Raw genomic sequence first — 17,474 nt, 5'->3', positions numbered from 1 at the left:
TGCCGCAGTCGATCCACCAGCGTAATCGACCGGCAGTGACCGCTACAATGCGCACATGTCGCTCGAAGCCCCCGCCCTGGTCCCCCGCCCCTCCCTGCAGCGCCTGTTCCTGACCGGCCTGCTGACCCTGCTGCCGATCTGGCTGACCTGGGTCGTGGTCAAGTTCGTGTTCGTATTGCTGTCGGGCATTTCCAGCCCGCTGGTGGTACCGCTGTCCGAGCAGATCGCGACAAGCTTCCCGCACTACCTCGGCTGGGTCCGCGCCGAATGGATCCAGGACACCATCGCCCTGCTGGCCACCCTGCTGGTGATCCTGGCGGTGGGCGTGGCCAGCCGCCGCGTGCTCGGCCAGCGCCTGCTGCGCTGGGTGGGCGCGGTCATCAAGCGCATTCCGCTGGCCAGCATCATCTACGACAGCGCAAAGAAGCTGCTGGACATGCTGCAGACCGAACCGGGCAGCACCCAGCGCGTGGTGCTGATCGACTTCCCGCACCGCGACATGAAATCGGTCGGACTGGTCACCCGCGTGATCAAGGAACACGGCACCGACCGTGAGCTGGCCGCGGTGTATGTACCGACCACGCCGAACCCGACCTCGGGCTACCTGGAAATCGTGCCGGTGGAACTGCTGACCCCGACTGACTGGACCGTCGACCAGGCCATGAGCTTCATCATTTCCGGCGGCGCCGTCGCACCGTCCAGCGTGCCGTTCACCCGCGCCGGCGAACGCACCGGCGAACGCACCGAATGACCCCGGCGCCGATCGAGCGCCCGCTGCAGGACCGCGCGGTCCTGCTGTTCATCGTGCTGGCCGCGTTCTTCTGCGGCAATGCGGTGCTGGCCGAGCTGATCGGGGTGAAGATCTTCGCGCTGGAAGACACCCTGGGCATCGCCCCGCTGAACTGGAACCTGTTCGGCCAGACCGGCTCGCTCAGCTTCACCGCCGGTACCCTGCTGTGGCCGGTGGTGTTCATCATGACCGACACCATCAACGAGTTTTTCGGCAAGCGCGGCGTGCGCTTCATCTCGTGGCTGGCGGTGGTGCTGATCGGCTACGGCTTCCTGTTCGCCTTCGCGGCCATTTCGCTGGCGCCGGCCAGCTGGTGGGTCACGTCGATGGATGGCCACGGTGTGCCCGACTACCAGGCCGCGTTCGCAGCCGTGTTCGGCCAGGGCATGTGGACCATTGCCGGTTCGCTGGTGGCCTTCCTGCTCGGCCAGCTGATCGACGTGGCGGTGTTCCACCGCATCCGCCAGGCCACCGGCGAACGCCACGTGTGGCTGCGTGCGACCGGATCGACCGCGATCTCGCAGGTGGTGGACAGCTTCGTGGTGATCTGGATCGCCTTCGTGCTGGGCCCGCAACACTGGCCGACCTCGCTGTTCCTTGCGGTCGCCAGCGTCAACTACGTGTACAAGATGGGCTTTGCGGTCGCCCTGATTCCGTTGCTGTACCTGATGCGGCGTGCCATCACCCGCTATCTGGGCGCCGATCGCGCGGCGGCACTGCGCGCCGCCGCTGCGGCTGACTGAAGCCCCAGCGCCGCCAAGCTGACTGCGTCTTCACGCTGGCCGTACGCGCGCGGATCGTGCAAGCTCCACGATCTGTGTTCCACGGAAGCTTCTTGATGCCGTATTCCCCCCGCGTCCTGGCCGCTGCCATTGCCGCGTTGTTCCTGTTCAGTGCCGTGCCGTCGGCCGAAGCAGCGAAGAAGAAGGCCAGCCGCCCTGCCGCTGCGCAGACCCGCCAGGCCGCCAAGCCCAAGGCCAGGCCCGCCCGTGCCACCGCACCGGCCCGTGGCAGTTCGGCGCGCCGCGCTGCGCCGCGTCCGGTCGCACCGGCCCGTGCCGTGCCCAAGCAGGTGCAGCTGGAACGGCTGTACGACGAGTACTGGGATGCCTCGATGCGGTTGAACCCGCTGCAGGCCACGTTCCAGGGCGAACCGCGCTACAACGACCAGCTACCCAACATCCTGTCCGCCGCCTGGCGCCAGCAGTCGCACGACTTCACCACGCAGTGGCTGGGCAAGGTCGAAAAACTCGGCAGCGATGGCCTGCAGGGCCAGGACCTGCTCAGTTACGAGATCTTCGTACGTGACGCGCGCGCCTCGCTGGCTGCCGAGCGCTACCCGAGCTGGATGATGCCGATCAGCCAGTACTACAACATCGGCAGCATCATGGCGATCCTCGGCTCCGGCGCGGGCGCGCAGCCGTTCAACACCGTGCAGGACTATGACACCTGGTCGCGCCGCTCGCTCGGCATTCCCGAACTGTTCGACCAGGCCATCGACAACATGCGCCAGGGCATGAAGGCCGGCGTGGTGCAGCCGCGCGACCTGATGGAGAAGGTGCTGCCGCAGCTGGATGCAGTGATCAAGCCGACCGCTGAAGAGAGCATCTTCTGGTCGCCGATCCGCACCATGCCGAACACGATTGCGGCCGAAGACAAGGCGCGCATCAGTGCCGAGTACAAGCGCATGATCGAACTGCGCATCATGCCCGCCTACCGCGCCCTGCGCGGCTTCATCGCCACCGAGTACCTGCCGGCCACGCGCGCCAGCAGCGGCATGGGCGCGCTGCCCGACGGCCAGGCCTGGTACGCCAACCTGATCGTGCAGACCACCGCCAGCGACCAGACCGCCGCGCAGCTGCACGCGCTGGGCGAGCAACGCGTGCAGGAACTGCAGGCACAGATCGCCACGGTGATGAAGGACGCCAAGCTGCGTGGCACGCCGGCAAAGCTGCTGCGCAGCATGCGCAACGATCGCCAGTTCCAGTACAGCGATGCCAATGCACTGATCAGCCGCTACCGCCAGGTGCAGCAGCAGGTCAACGCGCGCCTGCCGCAGGTGCTCGATACGCTGCCGAAGTCCGCGCTGGAAGTACGCGCAGTGGAACCGGAACGGGCGCTGACCGCCGCCGCTGCCGCCTACCAGCCGTCGCCGCCCGGGCAGCCCGGCGTGCTGTACATCAACACCCGCGACCTGCCCAGCCGCAAGCGCTGGAGCGTGCCGGTGCAGTACCTGCATGAAGCGATTCCCGGCCATCACGTGCAACTGGGCCTGCAGCAGGAGCTGGCCAAGCTGCCACGCTTCCGCCGCCTCGGTGGCGATCTCGCCTTCGTCGAAGGCTGGGGCCTGTACGCCGAAACGCTGGGCGAAGATCTCGGCGCCTACACCGATCCCTACGACCGCATCGGCTACCTGTACTCGCGCCTGCTGCGCGCCGCGCGCGTGGTCGCCGACACCGGCGTCAATGCACAGGGCTGGAGCAAGCAGCAGGCCGTGGCCTACCTGCAGAAGACGGTGGACATGAGCAGCGATGACGCCAACGCCGAAGTCGAGCGGATCATGGCCCAGCCCGGCCAGGCACTGTCGAACGTCGCCGGCATGACGACCATCGTTGCCCTGCGCGACAAGGCCAAGGCACGCCAGGGCGCAGCCTTCGATCTGCGCCGCTTCCATGCAGAACTGCTGAAAGACGGCTCGATGCCTCTGGACGTGCTGGACCGCAAGATGGAGCGCTGGATGGCACAGCCGGCCAGCGCTGCGCCCACACTTTCGCCCTGACGCTTCCGGAGCCACCATGCGCCCTGCCGTCGCCCTGTTCGCCGCCGTGCTGGGCCTGCTGCCTCTGGCGGGCGCCGCCGCACCGGTGCTGACCCCACCGGATGCCGGTATCGACGGCCTGATGCAGGCCTACGATGGCCAGGTGCCCGGCGCCGCAGTGCTGGTGCTGCATGACGGGCAGCCGGTGTTCCGCCGTGGCTACGGCCTTGCGGTGGTCGAAGACGGCACCCCGGTCACAGCCGCCAGCAACTTCCGGCTGGCCTCGGTCAGCAAGCAGTTCACCGCCGCGGCGGTGCTGCTGCTGGTGGAAGACGGCCGGCTCGGGCTGGACCAGCCGGCCCGGCAGTGGCTGCCCGAGCTGCCACCGGCTGCAGCGGGCATCACCCTCCGCCACCTGCTCTCGCATACCAGCGGCCTGCTCGACTACGAAGACCTGATGGACCCGGCAGACACGCGGCAGGTACACGATGCCGATGTGCTGGCCCTGCTGTCGCGCCAGGACCGGCTGAACTTCGCGCCGGGCACGCAGTACCGCTACAGCAACAGCGGCTATGCACTGCTGGCACTGATCGTGGGCCGCGCATCCGGCCAGGATTTCGCCGCCTTCCTGCAACAACGCATCTTCCGCCCGCTGGGCATGGCGCATACCGTGGCCCACCAGGACGGCGTGGACACGGTCGCCACACGCGCCTATGGCTACAGCAGGATCGATGGCCGCTGGCAGCGCACCGACCAGAGCACTACCAGCGCTGTACTGGGAGACGGCGGGATCTACTCCTCGCTGGACGATCTCGCCCGCTGGGATGCGGCGCTGTACGACGACCGCCTGCTGTCGAAGGCTTCGCGCCGGGCGATGTTCAGCCCCGCGACATCGACGCCCGAACCGGATGTGCCGCACTACGGCTTCGGCTGGCGGCTGAATGGTCCGGTGCAATGGCACAGCGGCGAGAGCATCGGCTTCCGCAACGTGATCGTGCGCCACCCGGAGAAGCACCTGACCGTGATCGTGCTGACCAACCGCAACGACCCCGAACCCTATCCGCTGGCGCAGAAGATCGCCCAGCGCTGGCTGGACACCCTGCAATGACCCCCGGTTCCGACGCCCTGCTGGGCATCCACCACGCCGCACTGATCTGCAGCGACTACGCACGCTCGAAGGACTTCTACGTGCGCATCCTCGGCCTGCGCGTGCTGGCCGAGAACCACCGCGCCGCACGCGATTCCTGGAAGCTCGATCTGGCCCTGCCCGACGGCGGCCAGCTGGAACTGTTCTCCTTCCCCTCGCCGCCGCCCCGTCCCAGCCGCCCAGAGGCCCAGGGTCTGCGCCACCTCGCGTTCCGGGTCGCTGCACTGGAACCCTTCATCCAGCACCTGGCCGCGCATGGTGTCGCCTGCGAACCGATCCGCGTGGACGAATACACCGGCCGACGCTTCACCTTCTTCGCCGACCCCGACGACCTGCCGCTGGAGCTGTACGAGATCGCGTGAGCGATTTTCAATCGCGGAGGCCCATCCACGCATGGCGTGGATCTACGTGTCGACCAAGGTCGACACCCACCAAGAGCAGGCCGTGGCATTCCAACAGATCGCGGAGACCTGTCGAAGGCGGGGTGGGTCCGGTTGCGGGGGCGTGAGCCGCATGGGCCCGAGGCATGCCTCGGGCGGGTTGGGCAGGACGCCCAACCCCGGTCTTGCCGTGTGCGCAGGACTGCGCCCACGAGCAAGCGGCGACCGAGCTTACATGGGTGAGGGCGCTTTGCTTGCGAAGCACTGCTTCGCAAGCGCCCGAACGCACAGCCGCCAGCGGCTGGGCCGGGTCCCGGAGGGGGACTTGCAGCGCCCCCCGCAACCGGACCCACCCCGCCATCCCACGGATAGCCGTCTTTGCTTTTGAGGTTGCCGGCCAGCGGCCGGCACTACCGCGGGTGCAGGGCGCAGCCCTGCAAAGCCCCCCTTCCCCATACCCCGCCGAATGGGTATACAGTCGACCCGTACCGGCATCGTGCCGGAATGAACCCTGGGAGGGGACCATGCGCAAGACCTTCAAGACCCTGCTGCTGGCACTGCCGCTGTGCCTGGCCGCGCTCTCGGCGCAGGCCGCCGATGGCGCCGCCGGCCGCTGGAAGACCATCGACGACAAGACCGGCAAGGTGAAGTCGATCGTGGAGATCACCCAGGCCGCCAACGGCACCCTGACCGGCAAGGTGGTCGACATCCTGCACTCGGACAAGGGCCCCAACCCGGTCTGTGACGGCTGTGAAGGCGCCAACAGGAACAAGCCGGTGAAGGGCATGACCATCCTCTGGAACCTGAAGGCCGACGGCGCCAACAAGTGGTCCGGTGGCACCATCCTCGATCCGGCCAATGGCAAGACCTACAAGTCGAAGATGGAACTGCAGCCCGGCGGCACCAGGCTGGACGTGTCCGGCTGCATCGCCTTCATCTGCCGCGCGCAGACCTGGCAGCGCGAATAAGCGCCCCGGCCCCCGCTTCATCCCCGTGACCCGGCCCCGGCCGGGTCACCTCGTTGCGGGCATGCGATACTCTGCGGTTCCCCTCGGCTTCACCCCGCGACCATGACCCGTACCGCGCTCGTCACCACCGCCCTGCCCTACGCCAACGGCCCGCTGCACCTGGGCCACCTGGTCGGCTACATCCAGGCCGACATCTGGGTGCGTGCGCGGCGAATGAGTGGCGGCAAGGCCTGGTTTGTCTGCGCCGACGATACCCATGGCACGCCGATCATGCTGGCCGCGGAAAAGGCCGGGGTCACCCCGGAAACCTTCATCGCCAACATCCAGGCCAGCCACGAACGTGACTTCGCCGCCTTCGGCGTGGCCTTCGACCACTACGACTCGACCAATTCGGCAGCCAACAAGGCGCTGACCGAGCAGTTCTACCTGAAGCTGGAAGCGGCCGGCCACATCAGCCGCCGTTCGGTGGCGCAGTTCTACGACCCGGCCAAGGGCATGTTCCTGCCCGACCGCTACGTCAAGGGCATCTGCCCGAACTGCGGCAGCCCCGACCAGTACGGCGACAACTGCGAAGTGTGCGGCGCTACCTATGCGCCGACCGACCTGAAGGAACCGCGTTCGGTCATCTCCGGTGCCACGCCGGAAATGCGCGATTCGGAGCACTTCTTCTTCGAGGTGGGCCACTTCGACGCGTTCCTGCGCGAATGGCTGGCCGGCGACGTCGCCCTGCCGGGCGTGAAGGCCAAGCTGGGTGAGTGGCTCAATGCCGAAGGTGGCCTGCGCGCGTGGGACATCTCGCGCGATGCGCCGTACTTCGGTTTCCAGATTCCTGGCCAGCCGGGCAAGTACTTCTACGTCTGGCTGGATGCGCCGATCGGCTACCTGTCCAGCTTCCAGACCCTGTGCGGCAGGATCGGCGAGGACTTCGAGGCGCACCTGCGCGCCGGTACCGCCACCGAGCTGCACCACTTCATCGGCAAGGACATCGTCAACTTCCACGGCCTGTTCTGGCCGGCGGTGCTGCACGGTACCGGCCACCGCGCGCCGACCCGTCTGCACGTCAACGGCTACCTGACCGTGGACGGCGCCAAGATGAGCAAGTCGCGTGGCACCTTCGTGATGGCGCGTACCTTCCTCGATGCCGGCCTGGAACCGGAAGCGCTGCGCTACTACTACGCCGCCAAGTCCGGCGGTGGCGTCGACGATCTCGACCTGAACCTGGGTGACTTCATCGCCCGCGTCAACGCCGACCTGGTCGGCAAGTTCGTCAACCTGGCCAGCCGCTGCGCCGGCTTCATCAGCAAGCGCTTCGACGGGCAGCTGGCCGCGCAGCTGCCCGATGCGGCGCAGTACCAGCGCTTCGTCGATGGCCTGGCGCCGATCCGTGAAGCCTACGAGCGCAACGACCCGGCCGCGGCGATCCGCCTGACCATGACCCTGGCCGACGAAGCCAACCGCTACATCGACGACGTCAAGCCGTGGGTCATCGCCAAGCAGGAAGGCGCCGATGCGCAGCTGCAGGCCTTATGCAGCCAGGGCCTGAACCTGTTCCGCGTGCTGGTCACCGCCCTGAAGCCGGTGCTGCCGGCCACCGCCGCGCAGGCCGAAGCCTTCCTGGCCGCGCCGGTGAACGACTGGACCGAACTGGCACAGCCGCTGCTGGGCCACCGCATCACCGACTACACCCCGCTGTTCACCCGTATCGACCCGAAGAAGATTGACGCCATGATCGACGCCTCCAAGGACACCCTGCAGCCGGCCGCGGCCGCCGCTGCCGCCCCCGCCGCCAGGACCGAAGCGGCCAAGCCGGCCGCCCCGGCCCCGGCCAAGGACGAAGCAAAGAGCGCCGACGCGCCGGCCTACATCGGCATCGACGATTTCGCCAAGCTCGACCTGCGCATCGGCAAGGTGCTGGTCTGCGAGTTCGTGGACGGTTCGGACAAGCTGCTGCGCTTCGAGCTGGATGCAGGTGAACTGGGCAAGCGCCAGATCTTCTCCGGTATCCGTGGCAGCTACGGCGAGCCGGAGAAGCTGGTCGGCCGCAGCGTGGTGTTCATCGCCAACCTGGCCCCGCGCAAGATGCGCTTCGGCCTGAGCGAAGGCATGATCCTGTCGGCCGGTTTCGACGGCGGTGCGCTGGCGTTGCTGGACGCCGACAGCGGCGCGCAGCCGGGCATGCCGGTCCGCTGATGCCCGTAGCGGGCGTGGCCTCGGCCGCGCCCGCCGGCAGCATTGGCCAGCGGAGGCAACGCGATGGGAGGCAACGGAATGGAACTGGCGCTGTTCGACTTCGACCACACCGTGACCACCTGCGATACCTATGGCCGTTTCCTGCGCCGCGTGGCCACCGCCGAACAGCTGGCGCAGGCGTGGTGGAAGGTCGGCCCGTGGCTGCTCGCGTACAAGCTGAAGCTGATCTCGGCCGAACGCATCCGCGCGCGCGTCACCCGCCTGACCTTCAGCGACCGCCACAGTGACGACATCGCCACCCTGGCCGCCGGCTTCTCGCGTGAGTTCCTGCCCGACGTGGTGCGCCCGGAAATGCTGGAGCAGATCCGCTGGCACAAGGAACAGCAGCACACCGTGGTGATCGTGTCCGGCTCGCTGGACCTGTACCTGCGGCCGTGGTGCGAGCAGCTGGGCCTGCAGTTGATCTGCAACCGGCTGGAATGTCAGGACGGACGCCTGACCGGCCGTTACGCCGGTGGCGACTGTGGCCCGCGCAAGGTCGAGCACATCCGTCGCCAGTTCGATCTGTCGCGTTACGTGCGCATCCATGCCTACGGTGACAGTTCCGAAGACAAGCCGATGCTGGCGCTGGCCCACGAGCGCTGGTTCCGCGGCAAACCCCTGAAGTAACCCGACGCGCAGCCTTCGCCACGCATGAGCCTGATCCCGCCCCTGACCGAACGCCTCGACCGCCTGCTGCCGCAGACCCAATGCGGGCAATGCGGCTACGACGGTTGCCGACCGTACGCGCAGGCGATGGCGCGCGGCGAGGCAGGCATCGACCGCTGCCCACCCGGTGGCGATGCCGGTGCACGCGCGCTGGCCCAGGTTCTGCGCGTACCGGCGATTCCTTTTGATCGTTCGCGCGGCGAGCACAAGGCGCCGCAGGTGGCGTTGATCGTGGAAGCCGACTGCATCGGCTGCACCAAGTGCATCCAGGCCTGCCCGGTGGACGCCATCGTCGGCGGCGCCAAGTACATGCACACGGTGATCGCCGATCTGTGCACCGGCTGCGAGCTGTGCATCCCGCCGTGCCCGGTGGACTGCATCGAGCTGGTGCCGGCATAGCCACCGGACCAACCGGCGGAGCGGCGGAGCGGCGGGGTAGAGTCGACTGTTAGTCGACTGCTCTTCGTTCCGGCGGCGCAAAACCCCGCGCTGCGCGCGACAGTCGACTAACAGTCGGCTCTACCCCCCCCTCCACTGCTGGGAGGTGACCTTGCCGTTACGGCACTGCCGCCGTCACCACGATCTCGACCTTCCAGTCGGCGTGGGCCAGCTTGGCCTCGACCGTGGCGCGCGCCGGGGTCGCACCTTCCACCACCCACTCATCCCATGCCTTGTTCATGCCGTCGAAATCGGCCATGTCGGCCAGGAACACTTCGGCGCGCAGCACGTGCTGGCGATCACTGGCCACCAGCGCCAGCAGCTTGTCGATCTCGGCCAGCACCTGCCGGGTCTGCCCGGTGATGTCCTGGCTGGTGTCTTCCGGAATCTGGCCGGAAAGGTAGGCGACCTTGTTGTACACGGTCATTTCGGACATGCGCGGTCCGACGTCGTAACGCTCCATCATGGGCGTGGCTCCTGCGGGTGATCAGGCCTGCATTGTCCTCCAAACCGGTCAACGATGGGTGCAGGGCAGCCTTCCACACACGGTCACTACCGGCTTCCGACAGCGACGCTGGTCAAATGCCAGCGACAGGCGCACGATGCGCCACGGCTGCATTGACACCGCCCTCGCCCTCCCTGACGCACCCTTGCGCCGATGACCGAAACCACCGACCCCGCCACCGCTCCCTCCACCCCGGCATGGAAGCGGGTCCTCACCATCGTCATCCCGCTGCTGATCCTTGCGCTGGCGCTGCACGGCCTGGCCAACGAGTTCGATGAGAACGGCTACCGCGCCATCCGCCATGCCTTCCACCAGCTCAGTGGCACGCAGATCGCGCTTACTGTCGTGCTGGGCCTGGCCAGCTATGCCTGCCTGATCGGCTTTGATGCCATCGGCCTGCGCCGCAGCGGCATCCGCGTGCATCCGGCGCGCATCGGCATCACCGCGTTCCTGGCACACACGCTCGGCCAGACCGTGGGCTTTGCCGCGCTCACCGGCGGTGCGGTGCGCCTGCGCGGCTACCGTACCGCCGGCCTCGACCTGGCGCAGATCGGCCAGGTCGTGCTGATGAGCACGCTCGGCTTCGTGTTCGGTGCGTGGCTGCTGATCAGCGTGGCGCTGTGCATGGAACCGGCGGCAGCGGCGCTTGCCCTGCCGCTGGACCCGGATGCGGTGCGCGTGGTCGGCATCGTCGCGCTGCTGGCCTATGCGGCCACCCTGCTGCTGGTCGGCCGCGATGGACGCCAGTTCAGCGTGTTCGGCCATGCGCTGTGGCTGCCCGACCGGCGCACGATGATCGGGGTGACCGTGCTCAGCGTGATCGAGCTGGTGCTGGCCAGTGCCGCGTTCTATGTGCTGCTTCCGGACTCGACGCCGACCGGCCTGCCTGGCTTCGTCGGCCTGTACCTGGTCGCGGTGCTGGCCGGCCTGGTTTCGACCGTGCCCGCCGGCCTTGGCGTGTTCGAATGGAGCCTGCTGAAGCTGCTGCCACAGGTGGCACCGGCTGCGGTGCTGGCGGCGGCGTTGATCTACCGCGTCACCTACTACGTGCTGCCCCTGCTGCTGGCCACCCTGCTCGCGCTTGCACCCGCGCTACGCCAGCCGCTGCAGGCCAGTGCCGGGGCAACCCGTGCCGGCTGGAACGCGCTGCGCCCATGGTTGCCGCAGATCATCGCGCTGGCGGTGTTCAGCATCGGTGCTGCGCTGGTCATCGACGGCACGTTGCCCACGCCGCGCCGTCACCTGGTCAACGCATCACTGCCGATCCTGGAAACGTCCCATCTGATCGGGAGCCTCAGCGGCGTCGCCCTGCTGCTGATCGGCCAGGGCCTGGCCCGGCGCAGCCATGCCGCATGGATGCTGGCGATGGCCGTGTGCGTGATCACCCCGTTGCCACTGTGGCTGCGCGGTGGCCAACCGTTGATCGCGGTCTCCGCCCTGCTGGTGGCGATGGCGCTGTGGGCCGCACGCCGCGAGTTCTACCGCCAGGGCGCGCTGCTCGATGAAGCATGGTCGTGGCCATGGCTGCGCAACCTCGGCCTGGTACTGGTGGCGGTCACCTGGCTGTTGTTCTTCACCTACAGCCATGTCGAGTACCAGAACGAGCTGTGGTGGCAGTTTGCGATATCCGGCAACGCACCGCGTGCGCTGCGTGCGCTGCTGGTGGTGGCGATCGCGCTGGTGATGTTCGGCCTGGCGCGGCTGCTGCACAGTACGCGCAGCCCGCTGCCAGCCGCCGACGAGGCCACGCTGCAATCATTGGCGCCGGTACTGGCCGGTGCCACCGATACCCAGGCCTGCCTGGTACTGACCGCCGACAAGGCGGTGCTGCGCGATGATGCGAAACAGGGCTTCGTGATGATGCAGCGCTACGGCGGTTCGCTGATCGCGATGGGCGATCCGGTCGGCCCGCCTGATGTGGCGCGCGCGCTGATATGGCGCTTCCGCGAGGAAGCTGACCGGCTCGGCCTGCGCCCGGTGTTCTACCAGGTGGGCGAGACCTACTGGCAGACCTATCTCGACCTGGGTCTGGGCCTGGTCAAGCTGGGCGAGGAAGCGATCGTGCCCTTGCACGACTTCGGCCTGGAAGGCCGCGAACGCGCCGATCTGCGCCAGGCCTGGAACCGTGGCAAGCGCGGGGGCCTTTCGTTCCGCGTGGCACCGGTGGAAGAGATTCCCAGCCTGCTTCCCCGTCTGCACGCGATCTCCAACGCGTGGCTGGAAGACAAGGCCGGCGACGAGAAGGGTTTCTCGCTGGGCAGCTACGATCCGGATTACCTGGCGCGCTTCCCGGTGGCACTGGTCGAAGCCGAGGGCCAGATCGTGGCATTCGCCAACCTGTGGCAGGCACCGGCCGGCGCCGAGCTGTCGGTGGACCTCATGCGCCACGTCAACGAGGCACCGAAGGGCACGATGGACTTCCTGTTCATCGAGCTGTTCCTGTGGGGCCGCGCTCAGGGCTATGCGCGCTTCTCGCTGGGCATGGCGCCGCTGTCCGGGCTGGCCCAGCATCGCCTTGCTGGGCGCTGGAACCGACTGGCCGGCCTGCTGGCGCGGCATGGCGAACGCTTCTATGGCTTCAGTGGCCTGCGCCGCTTCAAGTCGAAGTTCGACCCGCAGTGGCGACCGCGCTATCTGGCAGCACCCGGCGGCATGCACCTGCCGGCCGCGTTGCTGGATGCCACGCGTCTGATCTCTCTGGACCCGCGGCGTAACTGAAGCCCTGAGCCGCCGGGCATGGCCCGGCGCTGCAAACCACCCGGTAGGTGTCGACCTTGGTCGACACGGCGGCGACAGCGTTCGGGCGTGGCCCGGCGCTACGCCCCGCCCTTGAGGATCACTTCGGCCAATCGGTCGTAATCACCATTGAAGTGATGGTCGCCCGGCAGCTTCACCTTCTGCACGCCGTCGTTGGCCGGCAGGCCGGGGCACAGCGCGTCGTCATCCTTGTCGCCATACACGCAGAGGGTCTTGGCCGCCGGCAGCTTCGCCACTTCCGGCGCGATCGGCAGACCATCGCCGCCACCGCCCAGCCAGTTGCTGACATGGAATTCGAAGTCAGCCTTCCTGCCCACCGACAGCAGCACGATACGGTCCAGCGCCTCACGGGTGCCGGCATCAAGCTGGTTGATGGTGGCCGGCAGCACGTCGGCACCCTGCGAGAAACCGATCAGCATCACCTTGTCGCGATGCCACTGCTGGCGGTAGTGATCGATGATCTTCTGCAGGTCAGTGGCAAATCCCTTCGGCGTGCGTTCGCTCCAGAAGTAGCGCAGTGAGTCGATGCCGACCACGGCCACGCCATGTTCGTTGAGCGACGATGCCACGTCCTTGTCCAGGCCGGCCCAGCCGCCATCGCCGGAAACGAACACGGCCAGCGTGTCGCCATTACCGGCAGCGGGTACTTCCACTATCGGCAGGCCCTTCAGCGCGGCTGGTGGCGGTGCCAGGCTGACGCCGGCCTGCGCGCCGATCACCCGCGCCGCCGCCACCAGGCCGGGTGAAGCATCGCCGCGCGCGGTGCGCTTGAACTCGCGTGCCATCGCCACCTGCTGCACGAAGCGGCTGGCCTCGCCAACCTTGCAGCCATGGTCGCCGGCGGCGCTCAGCCACGGGGAATTCAACTCGGCAGGCTGCAGCTTGTTGTGCTTCACGCCATCGCCGCAGACCATGCGCTCGTGGCTGTGATCCGGGCAGAAGCCGGTGGTCAGCAGGCCGGCGAACACCTGGGTGTCGGCCTGTGCGGCCAGCGTGTAGGCCATCTCGGCGCCTTCACCATCACCACCGACCAGCGGCAGGTGGTAGCCAGGCAGGTGCAGGGAGGCCTGCAACCAGCGCGAGAAGTTCTCGACGTCGCCGGAACCGAACGAACAGGTCGGATTCCCCTCGCGCTTGAGCACGCTGCGCAGATGCGCGATGTCCACGGCAGCGACCATCGCGCCATCGGCACGCAGGGCCTCGATCGGAAGGCGGCTGGTATCACCACCGGCGGTGGGTTCATGGAACCAGATCACCACACGCTGCGGCGTGCCAGCCGGCATGTGCACCGGAATCTGCTCGAACCGCCCGTGGCTGAACTGCTGCACGTTGGCCGCCGCCATTGCCGGCAGCGCTGCCAACGCCAGAACCACACCCATTGCCCTGCCCAGCCCTGCACGCTTCATGTCGCATCCCCGATGGAATGCGCACACGATACGCCGCCGCCGCGTACACGGCACGTACCGGCGCAGGCCGTTGGGGATTCAGTGGGCTGCGGCCCGACGGCTGCGCCGGTACAGGGCCATCGCCAGATACAGCAGCCAGCCAACGATCACCGCGATCACCACTTTCTGCCCCAGCCCACGCGGTGGTCCACCACGCCACAGCACATGCAGCCACAGCAGCACGAAGGCCAGCCATGCCCAGCCCCAGAGCAGGCCTGCGGCGGACTGCCAACCCGGTTCGCGGCGCAGATACCAGGCCTGCAGCAGCATGCCGACGCTGGCACACAGGAACGCGGTGTTGGCTGCCAGTCCATGGATGAACGGTGCCAGCAGCGGGGTCGCTTCAGGCAGCCAGCTGTCACCGATGGCGACCGTCGCCAGCCCCAGTGCAGAGACAGTGAACAACAGCGGCGCCGCCGCACTGCGGCGCGGCCCGATGCTGCCGCGATACAGCGCAATGCCAAGCGCCGCAATGGCCAGCGCCAGCAGGCAGTAGGCAGCGCGCAATACCAGGCCCCACGGCCCGTGCAGGTACAGGCTCAAGGTTGCCCGCACCCAGTCCAGATCACTGCGCGCGACCTGGGTCCACAGCGCGGTGGCCACGAACAGCAGCAGCGCCACCAGTGCCAGCACCGCCGCCGGACGCGCACGGCTCATGGCGTTGCCTCCGGATGCCGCGTCTTCCACTCGGCCAGCGCCTTGCGATAGCGCTGCAGCTCATCGGCGTACAGATCCAGCACGCACAGCGGGCAACCACTGCCGCAGCATTCGTTGGGACCGGGCTCTTCCGGTGGCAGCGGGCGGGGATCGGGATCAGGGACGGACACAGTGGGAAGCGACAATCGGTGAGAGCAGGCCCAAGTGTACCGGTCCAGCTCAGCGGGCCAGCTGTCGACGCAGGTTTTCCCTAGCCGCCGCATCCAGGCGCTGGTGGAAGAAGTCACTGAGGAAGATGCGCGGCGCCCGCAGCAGCCCCTGCAGGAAACGGCGACGCCCGGCGCGGTACAGGAAGCCCGGCACGACCCCTTTGTACTCTTCGGCCACGCCACGATCGTAGGCGGCGAACACCGGCTCGGGCGCGGCCAGGATCGCCATGTCGCAGTCCAGGAACAGCGCGGCCTCGGCATCAACGTCGTCCGGGCCCAGATCGCCATGGCGGGCTGTCAGCAGGATCAACTGCTCGACCCGCGCGGCGTCGACGCCGGCCAGTTCCGGGGCCCGTGCGATTGCCTGCAGGGCCAGCGCCGCCGAACGCGCTTCGTTGTCCTTGCGGCCCGCCACATAGATCGCGTCGTGGTAGAGCACGGCCAGGTACACCTCGGCGGGCCTCTGCCAGCCCGGGCCGTCAGCCACGTCCTGGCAGTGCTGCAGCACCGCGCGTACGTGTCCGAAGTGGTGGTAGGCGCGGGGCGGCGTTGCGTAGCTGTCCTGCAGCGCCTGCCACTGCGCAGGAGCCAGCGTCAGCGGAGAGAAATCCATACCCGGATCATCCCGCCTGCGCAGCCCCGCGGCAAGCTGATGGTTTTTTCACCACATACTCACAACGCTTGCCCGGTGAGGCCTGGACGCGGTTGTCCACAGCTTTGTCGAGCGCTGGTCCACATCGGTTGTGGATGAAACGCCGTACCGGCCACGCGCCGACCAACGGTCACTGCAGCGCGGCGCCGCCGGGTCTACACTCGCTGCAGGCGGGAGCGCCCGCCGCTGCCGGGAACTGTCATGTACCGCCCTGCCGCCCGCATCTTCGTCGTGGTCCTGGCCGCTTTGATGGCCGCGCCGCTCTGCGCACAGGACCACCCGCGCACCGATGCACTCCCGCCCATCGGAAGCGTCCCCCCGGTGGAGGTCCCCTCACCGGAACAGGTCTTCGCGATTCCTCCCGCAATGCGCGCGATGCTGCAGGCGCAGGTGATCGACCGCAGTTCATCGCGCGAGCAGCGGCTGCAGGCACTGGTGGAAATGATCTTCGCCCGCCAGGGGCTGGACCTGCAGTACGACGCGAACGCGACCTACACCGTGGACGAAGTCTGGCAGCAGCGCCGAGCCAACTGCCTCGCCTTCACGCTGATGTTCGTGGCACTGGCGCGCGAGGCTGGCATCCAGGCCCGCGTCCAGGAAGTCGGCCAGGTCGTGTCCTGGTACCAGGACCAGGACGCCGGCGTGGTCTACAGTGTGGGCCACGTCAACGCGGGCGTGGAGATCGCGGGGCGTTACGCCACGGTCGACCTCGATCGCAACGTACTCTACGACCGCCACGGCCCGCAGCCGGTCAGCCGCGCGCGCGCACTGGCCCATTTCTACAACAATCGAGGTGCCGAACGCATGGCCGAAGGAGACCTCGTCGGCGCCCGCGCGTTCTTCGATGCCTCGGTCGTGCAGGATCGCGCATTCCCCTCGGTCTGGAACAACCTGGGTGTGCTCGACAACCGTGAGGGCAACACCGATGCGGCGCGGCAGGCACTGGACCGCGCCCTGCGCCTGGACGGTCGCCAGGATGCGGCGCTGACCAATGCCAGCGCGCTGTATCGGCAGCTTGGGCTGGATGCGCAGGCCAAGGCCCTGGAGCGACGCTTGAAGTCGGTGCAGCGTGAGGACCCGTTTGCGCAGTACATGCTGGGCACGCAGGCCGAGCAGGCCGGAAAGCTGGCCGAAGCCATCCGCTATTACCGGCAGGCCGTGCGCCTGTATGACACCGCGCACCAGTTCCACTTCGGGCTGGCGCGCGTGTATTTCGTGTCCGGGCAGCTTGAACGCGCCGACCGTGAACTGACCCGCGCGCAGCTCCTGGGTGGTGCAACGGAGCAGGCACGCTACCAGGCCAAGCTCGACAGCCTGGCCCGCTGGCGCGCGCAGCAGCAGGCCAGGCGCTGAGACCGATCAGGCCTTCTTGAGGAAGCAGGTCTTCAGGACCAGGCCCTTGATCTTGTCCGAGTTGCCTTCGATGTGCTCGGCATCATCTTCGACCAGGCGGATGTTGCGGATCACGGTGCCCTGCTTCAGCGGGATCGAAGACCCCTTCACCTTCAGGTCCTTGATCACGGTGACGGTGTCGCCGGCCTGCAGGGTATTGCCGTTGCTGTCACGCACGACCAGGGTCGAACCGGCACTTTCCTCGGCGGTCCATTCGAAACCGCAATCGGCGCAGATCCACAGCGCGCCATCGGCATAGGTGTTTTCCAGGGTGCACTGCGGGCAGGCGGGAACAGACGACATCGGCAAGTACCTCAAAGTGAATCAACAGCCGCCATTGTAACCGCCCGGTCCGGGGCCCCGGCTCCCTGGCAGGTGCCCGGCCGCCGCCATGACCGCGGCTGGAGCAGCCGTGACGCTGGAACTTGCAGTCGGCGACGAACTGCAGCAGAGTGCGCGGCCCCTGACCGCCCCCGGA

Annotated in this window: 17 protein-coding genes; 11 read left to right on the top strand and 6 right to left on the bottom strand. The window is 67.7% G+C overall.

The genetic code is table 11. The features are described 5' to 3' along the window. Nucleotides 1-55: 55 nt before the first annotated feature. The 9 genes from H4O10_RS17675 (at nt 56) to rnfB (ending at nt 9,340) form a co-directional block, all read left to right on the top strand. Nucleotides 56-751 (top strand): DUF502 domain-containing protein, encoded by a 696-nt coding sequence (locus tag H4O10_RS17675; RefSeq protein WP_005414135.1) that lies wholly within the window; start codon nt 56-58, stop codon nt 749-751. Next, a complete protein-coding gene (locus tag H4O10_RS17670) occupies nt 748-1,533 on the top strand; it encodes a queuosine precursor transporter (RefSeq protein WP_012480937.1) in 786 nt (261 codons plus the stop codon). The genes H4O10_RS17675 and H4O10_RS17670 overlap by 4 nt, the downstream gene beginning before the upstream one ends. Nucleotides 1,534-1,628: 95 nt before the next feature. Next, entirely contained in the window at nt 1,629-3,569 is a 1,941-nt protein-coding gene (locus H4O10_RS17665) for a DUF885 family protein (protein ID WP_049403489.1), read from the top strand. Between the two features lie 16 nt (nt 3,570-3,585). Beyond that, complete coding sequence (locus tag H4O10_RS17660) at nt 3,586-4,656, top strand: serine hydrolase domain-containing protein (RefSeq protein WP_049453105.1); 1,071 nt, start codon at nt 3,586-3,588, stop codon at nt 4,654-4,656. Then, entirely contained in the window at nt 4,653-5,057 is a 405-nt protein-coding gene (locus H4O10_RS17655; protein WP_180845671.1) for a VOC family protein, read from the top strand. The genes H4O10_RS17660 and H4O10_RS17655 overlap by 4 nt, the downstream gene beginning before the upstream one ends. A gap of 542 nt (nt 5,058-5,599) precedes the next feature. Beyond that, nucleotides 5,600-6,043: a DUF2147 domain-containing protein gene (locus H4O10_RS17650; protein ID WP_005410552.1), complete on the top strand. Its 444-nt coding sequence runs from the start codon at nt 5,600-5,602 to the stop codon at nt 6,041-6,043. Between the two features lie 102 nt (nt 6,044-6,145). Next, on the top strand, nt 6,146-8,233 hold the full coding sequence (gene metG / locus H4O10_RS17645; RefSeq protein ID WP_049454054.1) for a methionine--tRNA ligase: 2,088 nt from the start codon (nt 6,146-6,148) through the stop codon (nt 8,231-8,233). Between the two features lie 78 nt (nt 8,234-8,311). Then, nucleotides 8,312-8,902 carry an HAD family hydrolase gene (locus tag H4O10_RS17640; RefSeq protein WP_005414141.1) on the top strand — a complete coding sequence of 197 codons (591 nt, stop codon included), beginning with the start codon at nt 8,312-8,314 and terminating at the stop codon, nt 8,900-8,902. Nucleotides 8,903-8,926: 24 nt separating this feature from the next. Continuing rightward, the gene (gene rnfB / locus H4O10_RS17635; RefSeq protein WP_049454082.1) at nt 8,927-9,340 is read left to right on the top strand and encodes an Rnf electron transport complex subunit RnfB; all 414 of its coding nucleotides are present in this window, start codon (nt 8,927-8,929) and stop codon (nt 9,338-9,340) included. Nucleotides 9,341-9,497: 157 nt separating this feature from the next. Here the strand turns inward: rnfB and H4O10_RS17630 are convergent, their stop codons facing one another. Continuing rightward, a complete protein-coding gene (locus H4O10_RS17630; RefSeq protein ID WP_005410556.1) occupies nt 9,498-9,845 on the bottom strand; it encodes a RidA family protein in 348 nt (115 codons plus the stop codon). A 192-nt stretch (nt 9,846-10,037) separates the two neighbouring features. On the opposite strand from H4O10_RS17630, the gene mprF reads away from it, so the two are divergent. Next, nucleotides 10,038-12,602: a bifunctional lysylphosphatidylglycerol flippase/synthetase MprF gene (mprF, locus tag H4O10_RS17625; RefSeq protein ID WP_005414230.1), complete on the top strand. Its 2,565-nt coding sequence runs from the start codon at nt 10,038-10,040 to the stop codon at nt 12,600-12,602. 98 nt (nt 12,603-12,700) lie between these two features. On the opposite strand, the gene H4O10_RS17620 is transcribed toward mprF, so the two are convergent. The 4 genes from H4O10_RS17620 to H4O10_RS17605 all read right to left on the bottom strand — a co-directional run bounded on the left by H4O10_RS17620 (nt 12,701) and on the right by H4O10_RS17605 (nt 15,565). Beyond that, nucleotides 12,701-14,047, bottom strand: a complete 1,347-nt coding sequence (locus H4O10_RS17620) for an AcvB/VirJ family lysyl-phosphatidylglycerol hydrolase (RefSeq protein ID WP_032964433.1) — start codon at nt 14,045-14,047, stop codon at nt 12,701-12,703. 78 nt (nt 14,048-14,125) lie between these two features. Next, the gene (locus H4O10_RS17615; RefSeq protein ID WP_049454058.1) at nt 14,126-14,743 is read right to left on the bottom strand and encodes a DUF998 domain-containing protein; all 618 of its coding nucleotides are present in this window, start codon (nt 14,741-14,743) and stop codon (nt 14,126-14,128) included. After that, a complete protein-coding gene (locus tag H4O10_RS17610; RefSeq protein WP_050550426.1) occupies nt 14,740-14,913 on the bottom strand; it encodes an oxidoreductase-like domain-containing protein in 174 nt (57 codons plus the stop codon). The genes H4O10_RS17615 and H4O10_RS17610 overlap by 4 nt, the downstream gene beginning before the upstream one ends. A 49-nt stretch (nt 14,914-14,962) precedes the next feature. Beyond that, on the bottom strand, nt 14,963-15,565 hold the full coding sequence (locus tag H4O10_RS17605) for a hypothetical protein (RefSeq protein ID WP_005410561.1): 603 nt from the start codon (nt 15,563-15,565) through the stop codon (nt 14,963-14,965). 240 nt (nt 15,566-15,805) lie between these two features. Between H4O10_RS17605 and H4O10_RS17600 the strand changes: the two genes are divergently transcribed. After that, nucleotides 15,806-16,957 carry a transglutaminase-like domain-containing protein gene (locus tag H4O10_RS17600; protein ID WP_049454060.1) on the top strand — a complete coding sequence of 384 codons (1,152 nt, stop codon included), beginning with the start codon at nt 15,806-15,808 and terminating at the stop codon, nt 16,955-16,957. Nucleotides 16,958-16,963: 6 nt separating this feature from the next. Here H4O10_RS17600 and H4O10_RS17595 read toward each other — a convergent pair whose 3' ends face one another. Next, complete coding sequence (locus H4O10_RS17595) at nt 16,964-17,299, bottom strand: zinc ribbon domain-containing protein YjdM (protein ID WP_005414225.1); 336 nt, start codon at nt 17,297-17,299, stop codon at nt 16,964-16,966. Between the last annotated feature and the right edge of the window lie 175 nt (nt 17,300-17,474).

The sequence above is a fragment of the Stenotrophomonas sp. I18B00994 genome (assembly GCF_014145825.1).
GTDB classification, from domain to species: domain Bacteria; phylum Pseudomonadota; class Gammaproteobacteria; order Xanthomonadales; family Xanthomonadaceae; genus Stenotrophomonas; species Stenotrophomonas maltophilia.
The sequence above is the reverse complement of the archived record's forward strand: the minus strand, read 5'-3'. Positions and strand labels throughout refer to the sequence as shown.

Excerpts from the sequence above, each read along its gene's own strand:
- H4O10_RS17630 (WP_005410556.1), bottom strand. The coding sequence starts at position 9,845 with ATGATGGAGCGTTACGACGTCGGACCGCGCATGTCCGAAATGACCGTG.
- H4O10_RS17595 (WP_005414225.1), bottom strand. The coding sequence starts at position 17,299 with ATGTCGTCTGTTCCCGCCTGCCCGCAGTGCACCCTGGAAAACACCTAT.
- H4O10_RS17615 (WP_049454058.1), bottom strand. The coding sequence starts at position 14,743 with ATGAGCCGTGCGCGTCCGGCGGCGGTGCTGGCACTGGTGGCGCTGCTG.
- rnfB (WP_049454082.1), top strand. The coding sequence starts at position 8,927 with ATGAGCCTGATCCCGCCCCTGACCGAACGCCTCGACCGCCTGCTGCCG.
- H4O10_RS17665 (WP_049403489.1), top strand. The coding sequence starts at position 1,629 with ATGCCGTATTCCCCCCGCGTCCTGGCCGCTGCCATTGCCGCGTTGTTC.
- H4O10_RS17675 (WP_005414135.1), top strand. The coding sequence starts at position 56 with ATGTCGCTCGAAGCCCCCGCCCTGGTCCCCCGCCCCTCCCTGCAGCGC.
- H4O10_RS17620 (WP_032964433.1), bottom strand. The coding sequence starts at position 14,047 with ATGAAGCGTGCAGGGCTGGGCAGGGCAATGGGTGTGGTTCTGGCGTTG.
- H4O10_RS17600 (WP_049454060.1), top strand. The coding sequence starts at position 15,806 with ATGTACCGCCCTGCCGCCCGCATCTTCGTCGTGGTCCTGGCCGCTTTG.
- H4O10_RS17640 (WP_005414141.1), top strand. The coding sequence starts at position 8,312 with ATGGAACTGGCGCTGTTCGACTTCGACCACACCGTGACCACCTGCGAT.
- H4O10_RS17670 (WP_012480937.1), top strand. The coding sequence starts at position 748 with ATGACCCCGGCGCCGATCGAGCGCCCGCTGCAGGACCGCGCGGTCCTG.
- H4O10_RS17660 (WP_049453105.1), top strand. The coding sequence starts at position 3,586 with ATGCGCCCTGCCGTCGCCCTGTTCGCCGCCGTGCTGGGCCTGCTGCCT.
- H4O10_RS17655 (WP_180845671.1), top strand. The coding sequence starts at position 4,653 with ATGACCCCCGGTTCCGACGCCCTGCTGGGCATCCACCACGCCGCACTG.
- H4O10_RS17650 (WP_005410552.1), top strand. The coding sequence starts at position 5,600 with ATGCGCAAGACCTTCAAGACCCTGCTGCTGGCACTGCCGCTGTGCCTG.
- mprF (WP_005414230.1), top strand. The coding sequence starts at position 10,038 with ATGACCGAAACCACCGACCCCGCCACCGCTCCCTCCACCCCGGCATGG.
- metG (WP_049454054.1), top strand. The coding sequence starts at position 6,146 with ATGACCCGTACCGCGCTCGTCACCACCGCCCTGCCCTACGCCAACGGC.
- H4O10_RS17605 (WP_005410561.1), bottom strand. The coding sequence starts at position 15,565 with ATGGATTTCTCTCCGCTGACGCTGGCTCCTGCGCAGTGGCAGGCGCTG.